The organism is Amycolatopsis sp. NPDC005961, assembly GCF_040629235.1.
Lineage (GTDB): Bacteria > Actinomycetota > Actinomycetes > Mycobacteriales > Pseudonocardiaceae > Amycolatopsis > Amycolatopsis camponoti.
This window is the reverse complement of record NZ_JBEXVF010000091.1, coordinates 25,018-34,273: the sequence shown is the minus strand read 5'-3', so window position 1 is coordinate 34,273 and position 9,256 is coordinate 25,018. Positions and strand designations below refer to the sequence as shown.

Here is a 9,256-nt window from a genome sequence, read left to right as displayed (position 1 = left end):
GCCGAGCGGGTCGTGGCCAGCGAGAACCCGATGTCCGCCAGGTCTCCCTCGTGGTCCACGAGCTGCTGGGCCTGAGCGGCGACAGCGTCCGCGGTCCGCGGAAGGTGACCGCCATTTCGCGTACGCGGGTGCAGCGACTCGGTGGATCCGGAGAGACCGCGCGCTGCGGCTGTCTACAACCGGCACCGGGGCGCGCGAGCGGCGGTGAGTCAGCGAGCGGCTGGGCTGCCTGCCACCGTCGGTCAACCCGCGCGCGACCGGGCATGTCACCCAGATGGTCGAGCTGATGGAACGCGTGAACGGCCACTCCGGTGCCCAACCGGCATCGGCGGCGATGCACGGGGATTCCGACTGCCGCCGCCGCGGCGATGGTCGAGCCCGCCCAAGCTCCCGGCACCGCCACGACACAGCCCGCCCAAAGCCCGCAACACAACCAGCGGCGGCCGGGATGCCGAGCAGATGCTTTGAGCGCACCAGAAGCGGCCACGGCAACCCCTGTCGAACCGGCCGGCGGCGAAGCTCATCGAGCCCGCAACGCAGTTCGGCGGCGAGCCGCACAGCGACCGCCGCCGAATCGGACCTGCGCACTCAGACCTTCCGAAGCTCCTTCGGCGGCGCGAAGGTGATCTTCTCGTTCGCCGTGGTCACCTCGTCGACGTCACCGTAACCGCGCTCGGCCAGCCACGCCAGCAGTTCCATCACCAGCTCGTCCGGCACCGACGCCCCGGAGGTGACCCCCACCGTCGTCACCCCGGCCAGCCACGCCTCGTCGACCTCGTGCGCGAAGTCGACCAGGTACGACGCGCGCGCCCCGGCCTTCAGGGCCACCTCGACCAGGCGCTTCGAGTTGGACGAGTTCGTCGACCCGACCACCAGGACCAGGTCGCACTCCGCCGCCATCGCCTTGACCGCGACCTGGCGGTTGGTCGTCGCGTAGCAGATGTCGTCGCTCGGGGGGTCCGCCAAGCCCGGGAAACGCTCGCGGAGCTGGTCGACGCGCTCCATCGTCTCGTCGACCGACAGCGTCGTCTGGGAGAGCCAGATCACCTTCGACGGGTCGCGGACCTCGACCTTGTCGACGTCCTCCGCCTTGTCGACCAGCTGGACCTTGTCCGGCGCCTCGCCGGCCGTGCCCTCGACCTCTTCGTGGCCTTCGTGGCCGATCAGCAGGATGTCGTAGTCGTCCTTGGCGAACCTGTTGACCTCCTTGTGCACCTTCGTCACCAGGGGGCAGGTCGCGTCGATCGTGCGCAGGTTCCGGTCCGCCGCCTCCGCGTGGACCATCGGCGACACGCCGTGGGCCGAAAACACCACCAGCGCGCCCTCGGGCACCTCGGACGTCTCGTCGACGAAGATCGCGCCACGGTCGCGCAGCGTCTCGACCACGTGCTTGTTGTGGACGATCTCCTTGCGGACGTACACCGGGGCGCCGTAGACCTCGAGGGCCTTCTCGACGGCGATCACCGCGCGGTCGACGCCGGCGCAGTAACCACGGGGTTTGGCGAGCAGCACCCTCTTGCCGGAAGCGGTGCCGGTGATCGTCGGGGTACCCGCGGGCTCGATTCCGGGACTCGCTGAACTCATGGCACCCAGGGTACGGGCAGTCCCGAGACGAACTCGAAGTCCCTTTCGGGTGAGCTTCGTCCCTCTACCGAGCTGTGCCCGGGGTCACGCAACGCGCCCGAACCCACTCTTTCGGTTGGGCAGGATGGCGGATATGCGGCAGGCTGGACGCATGAAGCCATTCCCGCTCCCCCTCCGGGTCGCCGCGGGCCTCGCCGTCAGTACCGCCGAGCGGGTTCGCGAGCTTCCCCGGCAGCTCGCCGGGCTTCCGGTGACCGTCGTCAGCCAGGTGCTGCAGGCCTCCATGCGCGTCCAGCAGCACGTCACCGAGCTGGCGATCAAGGGCGACAACGCCCTGTCCAGCCTGCGGCCCGTCGAAGACGCCCCGAGCTGGGCGACCTTCGACGAAGACCTCGACGTCGCGCCGCGGCCGAACCTCACGCCGGTCGCCGACGTGCCCGAGCCCCGTTCGGAAATCAACGGTCACATTCCGTCAGCGGCCGAACTCGAAGCGGAACTGGGCGACCCCTGGGCCGAGGAGGAGCGCGCGCTCGCCGAGGACCACGCCGACGGCGAGAACGACGCGCCGGAAGCCGAGAACAAGCCCCAGCCCGGCACGCCCAAGATCGACAAGAAGGCCAAGAGCGACATCCCCCGGACCAGCGCCGGCGGGTACGACGGCCCGGCCGGGCTCACCGGCTACGACCAGCTCACGCTCCCGCAGCTGCGGGCCCGCCTGCGCCAGCTGTCGATCCCCCAGCTCGAGACGATCCTCGAGTACGAGCGCGCGCACGCCGATCGCTCGTCCTTCACCGGGATGCTGTCCCGCCGGATCGCCAACGCGCGCAAGACCGAGCAGGCCAAGGACAGCGGCGAAGAAAACGACGCGGAAGGCCAGTGACCGAAACCGAAACGAGCACCGCCGAAAAGCCCTGGCCGGTCCGCACGGTCGCGCGCAAGATCGGCGACTGGATCCACCGGCTCGGCAGCGTCTGGGTCGAAGGCCAGGTCACGCAGGTCAACTCGCGGCCGAACACGCAGACCGCGTTCCTCACCCTGCGCGACCCGTCGGCGGACGTCTCGATGTCCGTGACCTGCCCCAACTGGCTGATCCGCGAGATGGAACCACCGCTGCGCGAAGGCGCCAGCGTGGTGGTGCACGCGAAGCCGTCGTTCTTCTTCGGCCGCGGCACGATCAGCCTGCGCGCCGACCAGATCCGAGCCGTCGGCATCGGTGAGCTGCTCGCCCGGATCGAACGCCTGAAGAAGCTGCTGACCGCCGAAGGGCTCTTCTCGGCGCAGCGCAAGCGGCCGATCCCGTTCCTGCCGCAGGGCGTCGGGCTGATCACCGGCCGCGCGTCGGCGGCCGAACGCGACGTCCTGGTCAACGCCCAGACCCGGTGGCCGCACGTCCGGTTCAAGGTCATCAACACCGCGGTCCAGGGCTCGCAGGCCGTCCCGCAGGTCATGCGCGCGCTGCGCATCCTGGACGCCGACCCCGAGATCGACGTCATCGTCATCGCCCGCGGCGGCGGCAGCGTCGAGGACCTGCTGCCGTTCTCCGACGAGGCGTTGTGCCGCGCGGTGTCCGCGGCCGGGACGCCGGTGGTCAGCGCGATCGGGCACGAGCCCGACACGCCGCTGCTGGACTACGTCGCCGACCTGCGGTGTTCGACGCCGACCGACGCCGGCAAGCGCATCGTCCCGGACCTCCGCGAGGAGACCGAGCGCGTCCGGCAGATGCGCGACCGCGGCCGGCGCGCGCTGCACGGCTGGGTCGACACCCAGACGCGGCTGCTGAACCAGCTGCGCAGCCGCCCGTCGCTGGCCGACCCGCTGGGCCCGGTCCAGCGGCGCCAGGACGACGTCGACGTCCACCGCGAACGCGCGCGCCGCGCCATGCTGACGCTGCTCGCCAAGGACCAGGCCGAGCTGGCGAGCTCCCGGGCCCGGCTCACCGCGCTCGGCCCGGCCGCGACGCTGGCCCGCGGGTACGCGGTCGTGCAGTTCCTCGACGCCGAAGGCAACCTCCAGGTACTCCGCTCCGTCTCCGAAGTCGAGGCCGGTGCCCAGCTGCGCGTGCGCGTGGCCGATGGCGCGATCGGCGCGGTGGCGGAAGGAGAACAGGGGTGACGCTGAAGGCGGCGACGTTCCTCCCCCTCACCTTGGACGCGGCCCGGCGCTGGGGCTCGCGTCCCCTGCTGGACCAGGCGATCCGCACCGACCGGGCGGCCGCCGAGTGCTGGACGGCGCTGCTCGCCGGCTGCGGTGGCGCCGCCCGGCGCGACCTGGGCCCGCAGCTGCGACGGCTGTCCGAAGCGACCTCGACGCAGGTCGGCTCGCGCTGGTGGTTCGCCGAGGGTGCCGGGCACCGCAAGCGGGTGGCGGGCGCCCAGGAGAACCTCGAAGAGGCGATCGCGGAGGGTGACGGCCAGGAGTTCGCGCTGGCGTTCGTCGGGTACGACCACGCGATGGCGAGCGCGGTAGTGTGCGCCACCAGCAGCGCAAGCCGGAAGGTCGGAGAACGTCCAGCGTGAGTGAAGCAGCCAGCGAGGAACTCGGCTACGAGCAGGCCCGTGACCGCCTCGTCGAGGTCGTCCGGGAGCTCGAGGCCGGTGGCCTGTCCCTCGAGCAGTCGCTCGCGTTGTGGGAGAAGGGCGAGAAGCTCGCGAAGGTCTGTGAGCGCCATCTCGAAGGCGCGCGCGAGCGCATCGAGGCTGCTCTGGCGTCTGTCGAGGACGAAACCGGCGACGGTCAGTGACGTTTGCCATGCTTTCGGCATCGGGAAACCGGACAGGGATCTGACAGACTGTTCACCCGTCAGTTCCACGATCCGGGAGGCCTGATGTCCACCGAGCCGCGACGCCGTGAAGCGCCCGACCGCAACCTGGCGATGGAGCTGGTCCGCGTGACCGAGGCCGCCGCGATGGCGGCCGGCCGCTGGGTCGGCCGCGGCGACAAGATCGGCGGGGACGGCGCGGCCGTCGACGCGATGCGCCAGCTCGTCTCGACGGTGTCGATGCGCGGGGTCGTGGTAATCGGCGAGGGCGAGAAGGACGAAGCGCCCATGCTGTTCAACGGCGAAGAGGTCGGCAACGGCGACGGGCCGGACTGCGACGTCGCGGTCGACCCGGTCGACGGCACGACGCTGATGGCCAAGGGCATGCCGAACGCCCTCGCGGTGCTCGCGGTCGCCGAGCGCGGCGCGATGTTCGACCCGTCCGCGGTGTTCTACATGGAGAAGCTGGCCGTCGGGCCGGAGGCGGCGGGCAAGGTCGAGCTGGGCGCGCCGATCGCCGAGAACATCCGGCGCGTCGCCAAGGCGAAGAACAGCAGCGTCGGCGACGTCACCGTGTGCATCCTTGACCGCCCGCGCCACGAGCAGCTCATCAAGGAGGTCCGCGACGCCGGCGCGCGGATCCGGTTCATCTCCGACGGCGACGTCGCGGGCGCGATCGCCGCGGCCCGCCCGACCACCGGCGTCGACATGCTGGTCGGCATCGGCGGCACCCCCGAAGGCATCATCGCGGCCTGCGCGATGAAGTGCCTCGGCGGTGAGCTGCAGGGCCGCCTGTGGCCGAAGGACGACGCCGAGCGCGAGAAGGCCATCGCCGCCGGTCACGACCTCGACCGCGTGCTGTTGAACGACGACCTCGTGCGCGGCGACAACGTCTTCTTCTGCGCCACCGGCGTCACCGACGGCGACCTGCTGCGCGGCGTCCACTACCGCGAGGGCGGCGCGACGACGCAGTCCATCGTGATGCGGTCCAAGTCCGGGACCGTCAGAATGATCGACGGCTACCACCGGCTCACCAAGCTGCGGGCGTACTCCTCGGTCAACTTCGACGGCCACCTGGACGCGCCCGACGACGACGTCGTTCCCCCGCTGCCGTAGAAGGAGATCCGTGACCAGGCGCGTGCTGGCCCTGCTGGTCCTGATGTTCGCCCTGGTCCCCGCCACCGCGTCGGCCGAACCGGCCATCGTCGGGGGCGCCGCCGCCGACCAGCCGTACCCGTTCGCGGTGTCGCTGCATTCGTCGACCGGCAAGCTGTTCTGCGCCGGGGCGCTGATCGCCCCCACCTGGGTGGTGACGGCCGCGCACTGCGCGTTCGACAAGGCCCCGGCCGGGATTTCCGTGCGGACGGGAACGAACGACGTGGGCCAGGGCGGTGAGGTCGACCAGGTCGCCGACGTCGTCGTGAACCCGGCCTTCAACACGCAGAGCCCGGCGGGCGACATCGCGCTGCTGCGGCTGGTCACCCCGGTCAAGGCGGCGCCGGTCGCGCTGGCCACGTCGGCGGCCCCGGGCACGGCCACCCGGATCCTCGGCTGGGGCCAGACGTGCCCGAAGGTGAACTGCGGTCAGATCCCCACGACGCTGCAGCAGCTCGACACCCACATCGTCGAGGGCGCGAAGTGCACGTCGGTGTTCGACGGCACGGCCGAGCTGTGCACCGACAACCCCGGCGGCAAGGCCGGAGCGTGCTTCGGCGACTCGGGTGGCCCCGAGGTCGTCCGCGACGGCGATCAGTGGCTGCTCGTGGGCGTCACCAGCCGGCCGGGCAACAACGACCCGGTGTGCGCGTCGGCGCCGTCGATCTACACGTCGGTCGTCGCGTACGCGCCCTGGATCGCGGAGAAGACGAAAGCCTGACCTACTCGGCGTTGCTCGAGTGGCCCGGGAACAGGTGGGCGTCCGGGTCGAGGGCGACGGCGATGTTGTTGACGGCCGTCGCGGCCTCGCCGAATCCGGTCGCGATCAGCTTGACCTTCCCCGGGTACGCGGCGACGTCGCCGGCGGCGTAGACGCGTTCGCGCGCGGTGGCCATCGTCGAGTCGACCGCGATGGCCCGGTGGTCGATCTCCAGGCCCCAGCTCTCGATCGGGCCGAGGTCGGCGGTGAACCCGAGCGCCGCGACGACGGCGTTGGCCGGCAGCCGTTCGTCACCGGCGCCCTTGATCGAGAGGTCGACGGCTTCGAGCGCACCGCTCTCGTTTTCGACGAACCGCGTGACCTCGGCGTCGGTGATGATCCGGGTACCGAGCTCGCGCGCCTGCCGGACGATCGACTCGGCGGCGCGGAACTTGGCGCGGCGGTGGACGAGCGTCACGCTCGCCGCGACCGGGTGCAGGGCGAGGATCCAGTCGAAGGCGGAGTCGCCCCCGCCGACGACCACGACGTGCTGCCCGGCGTGCACCTGCAGCGACGGCACGAAGTGGACCATGCCGCGGCCGAGCCAGCCGTCGCCGGCGGGCAGCGGGCGCGGGGTGAACTCGCCGATGCCGGCGGTGACGAGGACCGCGCGGGCCTTGAGGGTCTCGCCGCCGTCGAGGGTCAGCTCGACTCCGGTTTCCGTCGACTCCAGCTTTTCGGCCTTGCGCCCCAGCAGGTACTTCGGCTTGAACGGCGCGGCCTGCTTCACCAGGCCGTCGATGAGGTCGCGTCCGCGGACCTCGGCGAACCCGCCGACGTCGTAGATCATCTTCTCGGGGTACATCGCCGTCACCTGGCCGCCGGGCTCCGGCAGCGAGTCGACCACCGCCATGGAAAGGCCGCGGAACCCGGCGTAGTAGGCGGCGAAGAGGCCGGTCGGGCCCGCGCCGATGATCACGAGGTCGTAGGAGTCCCCAGAAACGTCAGTCATGCTCGCTCCAGCCAGTGGTGGATGGCGGTGATCGAGAACACATCCGATCCTAGCGGGATCGGAGTTCACTCGACGGCGTGCGACACAGGCGCCCCGACGACCGGCGGCCACCGTGGGGTGCGCGGCGGACGGCGCTGAGCGGAGCGGCCGCGGTCGCGGCGCTGCTCGGCTGGTTGGTGCTCGCGGTGTGGCTGGGACTGCCGTCGGCCGAACCGGTGGGCTTCCTCCCGTTCGTCTTCGGCGCGTTCGCGGCTCTGGTCGTGGCTGGCTCGGACGGGCCTGCTGCCGGTGCTCGCCGCGATGCTCGATGGCTGGGCGGCGACAAGATCCTGCTTTCGCAGGGGAAGCCGGTCGCAGTCGCGATCACTCGCCAGCACAGAGACGAGTTCGGCCACCGATCCACAGCCTCGCGAGATTGTGGACAAGTCGGCGGTCGAATCGCGGGAGCGCCGGATTTGCCGGTGACCGCCGATAGACTGGCCAAGGGGACGCCCCCCAGGAGGAGGGCGGGGGGCCGGGCTTGGGCTCCCGGCGGCCGCGGAATCGCCGGCACTCCGCCGTCGCCTGGCCATCGGCCGAGCCGCGAACGGCGCAGGGTGCGCAACGCCACCACGCGGTGACTCGCGAACAGGTCCAGAATCGGTGTCATGGCTGACCAGGAATACCGGATCGAACACGACACCATGGGCGAGGTCCGCGTGCCGGTCGACGCGCTCTACCGGGCGCAGACCCAGCGGGCCGTCGAGAACTTCCCCATCTCCGGCCGGGGCTTGGAGCGCGCCCAGATCCGCGCGCTCGGCCTGCTCAAGGCCGCTGCCGCGCGCGTGAACCTCAAGCTCGGCGTGCTCGACGCCGACGTCGCGAACGCCATCGCCGAAGCCGCCGACGAGGTCGCCGAAGGTGCCCACGACGCGCACTTCCCGATCGACGTCTTCCAGACCGGCTCGGGGACGTCGTCGAACATGAACGCCAACGAGGTGATCGCCACCCTCGCCACCCGGGCCCTCGGCAAGGACGTGCACCCGAACGACCACGTCAACGCCTCGCAGTCGTCGAACGACACCTTCCCGACGACCATCCACGTCGCCGCGACCGAAGCCGTCCTCAAGGACGTCATCCCGGCGCTCGAGTACCTCGCCGGCGCCATCGAGGTCCGCGCCGCGGAGTGGACCGATGTCGTGAAGTCCGGTCGCACGCACCTCATGGACGCCGTCCCGATCACCCTCGGCCAGGAAGCCGGCGCGTGGGCCTCGCAGGTCCGCTTCGGCATCGAACGGCTGAAGTCGGGCCTGCCGCGGCTGGGCGAGCTGCCGATCGGCGGCACGGCCGTCGGCTCGGGCCTCAACGCGCCGGACGGCTTCGGCTCGAGCGTGGCGACCGAGCTCGCCACCGTCACCGGACTGCCGCTGACCGAAGCCCGCGACCACTTCGAGGCGCAGGCGACGCAGGACAGCGTCGTCGAGACGTCCGGGCACCTGCGCACCGTCGCCGTGTCGCTCAACAAGATCGCCAACGACCTGCGCTGGCTGGGTTCCGGCCCGCGCACCGGCCTGGCCGAGCTGGCGCTGCCGGACCTGCAGCCGGGCTCGTCGATCATGCCGGGCAAGGTCAACCCGGTCATCCCGGAGGCGACGCTGCAGGTGGTCGCGCAGGTGATCGGCAACGACGCGGCGGTCGCCTTCGCCGGAGCCGCGGGCAACTTCCAGCTGAACGTCAACCTGCCGGTGATCGCCCGCAACGTCCTCGAGTCGGCGCGCCTGCTCGCCGCCGTCTCGCGGCTGCTGGCGGACAAGGTCTTCGACGGCGTCAAGGCCAACGTCGACCGCGCCCGCCAGTACGCCGAGGGTTCGCCGTCGATCGTGACGCCGCTGAACAAGTACATCGGCTACGAAGAAGCGGCTGCGGTGGCGAAGCAGGCGTTGAAGGAGCTGAAGACGATCCGCGAAGTCGTCATCGAACGCGGGTACGTGAAGGACGGCAAGCTCACCGAAGAGCAGCTCGACGAAGCGCTCGACGTCCTCCGCATGGCCCGCGGCGGCAAGTGACC

General features: G+C 71.0%; 9 protein-coding genes. 7 read left to right on the top strand and 2 right to left on the bottom strand.

Features of this window, described 5'->3' with window-relative positions; translation table 11 throughout:
- Positions 1–588: 588 nt before the first annotated feature.
- On the bottom strand, positions 589–1,584 hold the full coding sequence (locus ABZ342_RS43785; protein ID WP_196425162.1) for a 4-hydroxy-3-methylbut-2-enyl diphosphate reductase: 996 nt from the start codon (positions 1,582–1,584) through the stop codon (positions 589–591).
- 151 nt (positions 1,585–1,735) lie between these two features.
- Here ABZ342_RS43785 and ABZ342_RS43780 point away from each other — a divergent pair, with 151 nt between their 5' ends.
- From ABZ342_RS43780 to ABZ342_RS43755, 6 genes are all read left to right on the top strand, one after another.
- Complete coding sequence (locus ABZ342_RS43780; RefSeq protein WP_155541055.1) at positions 1,736–2,464, top strand: lipid droplet-associated protein; 729 nt, start codon at positions 1,736–1,738, stop codon at positions 2,462–2,464.
- Positions 2,461–3,696: an exodeoxyribonuclease VII large subunit gene (xseA, locus tag ABZ342_RS43775; RefSeq protein WP_155541054.1), complete on the top strand. Its 1,236-nt coding sequence runs from the start codon at positions 2,461–2,463 to the stop codon at positions 3,694–3,696. Before ABZ342_RS43780 ends, xseA begins: the two co-directional genes overlap by 4 nt.
- Entirely contained in the window at positions 3,693–4,100 is a 408-nt protein-coding gene (locus ABZ342_RS43770; protein ID WP_196425161.1) for a hypothetical protein, read from the top strand. Before xseA ends, ABZ342_RS43770 begins: the two co-directional genes overlap by 4 nt.
- Positions 4,097–4,324 carry an exodeoxyribonuclease VII small subunit gene (locus ABZ342_RS43765; RefSeq protein ID WP_155541053.1) on the top strand — a complete coding sequence of 76 codons (228 nt, stop codon included), beginning with the start codon at positions 4,097–4,099 and terminating at the stop codon, positions 4,322–4,324. Before ABZ342_RS43770 ends, ABZ342_RS43765 begins: the two co-directional genes overlap by 4 nt.
- Before the next feature lie 84 nt (positions 4,325–4,408).
- Positions 4,409–5,458, top strand: a complete 1,050-nt coding sequence (glpX, locus tag ABZ342_RS43760) for a class II fructose-bisphosphatase (RefSeq protein WP_196425160.1) — start codon at positions 4,409–4,411, stop codon at positions 5,456–5,458.
- A 10-nt stretch (positions 5,459–5,468) separates the two neighbouring features.
- Complete coding sequence (locus ABZ342_RS43755) at positions 5,469–6,218, top strand: serine protease (protein ID WP_360486447.1); 750 nt, start codon at positions 5,469–5,471, stop codon at positions 6,216–6,218.
- Position 6,219: 1 nt separating this feature from the next.
- Here ABZ342_RS43755 and ABZ342_RS43750 read toward each other — a convergent pair whose 3' ends face one another.
- Positions 6,220–7,209 carry an NAD(P)/FAD-dependent oxidoreductase gene (locus ABZ342_RS43750; RefSeq protein ID WP_196425159.1) on the bottom strand — a complete coding sequence of 330 codons (990 nt, stop codon included), beginning with the start codon at positions 7,207–7,209 and terminating at the stop codon, positions 6,220–6,222.
- A 647-nt stretch (positions 7,210–7,856) separates the two neighbouring features.
- Between ABZ342_RS43750 and ABZ342_RS43745 the strand changes: the two genes are divergently transcribed.
- Complete coding sequence (locus ABZ342_RS43745; RefSeq protein WP_155541051.1) at positions 7,857–9,254, top strand: class II fumarate hydratase; 1,398 nt, start codon at positions 7,857–7,859, stop codon at positions 9,252–9,254.
- Positions 9,255–9,256: the final 2 nt, after the last annotated feature.

Excerpts from the sequence above, each read along its gene's own strand:
- ABZ342_RS43750 (WP_196425159.1), bottom strand. The coding sequence starts at position 7,209 with ATGACTGACGTTTCTGGGGACTCCTACGACCTCGTGATCATCGGCGCG.
- ABZ342_RS43785 (WP_196425162.1), bottom strand. The coding sequence starts at position 1,584 with ATGAGTTCAGCGAGTCCCGGAATCGAGCCCGCGGGTACCCCGACGATC.
- ABZ342_RS43780 (WP_155541055.1), top strand. The coding sequence starts at position 1,736 with ATGAAGCCATTCCCGCTCCCCCTCCGGGTCGCCGCGGGCCTCGCCGTC.
- ABZ342_RS43745 (WP_155541051.1), top strand. The coding sequence starts at position 7,857 with ATGGCTGACCAGGAATACCGGATCGAACACGACACCATGGGCGAGGTC.
- glpX (WP_196425160.1), top strand. The coding sequence starts at position 4,409 with ATGTCCACCGAGCCGCGACGCCGTGAAGCGCCCGACCGCAACCTGGCG.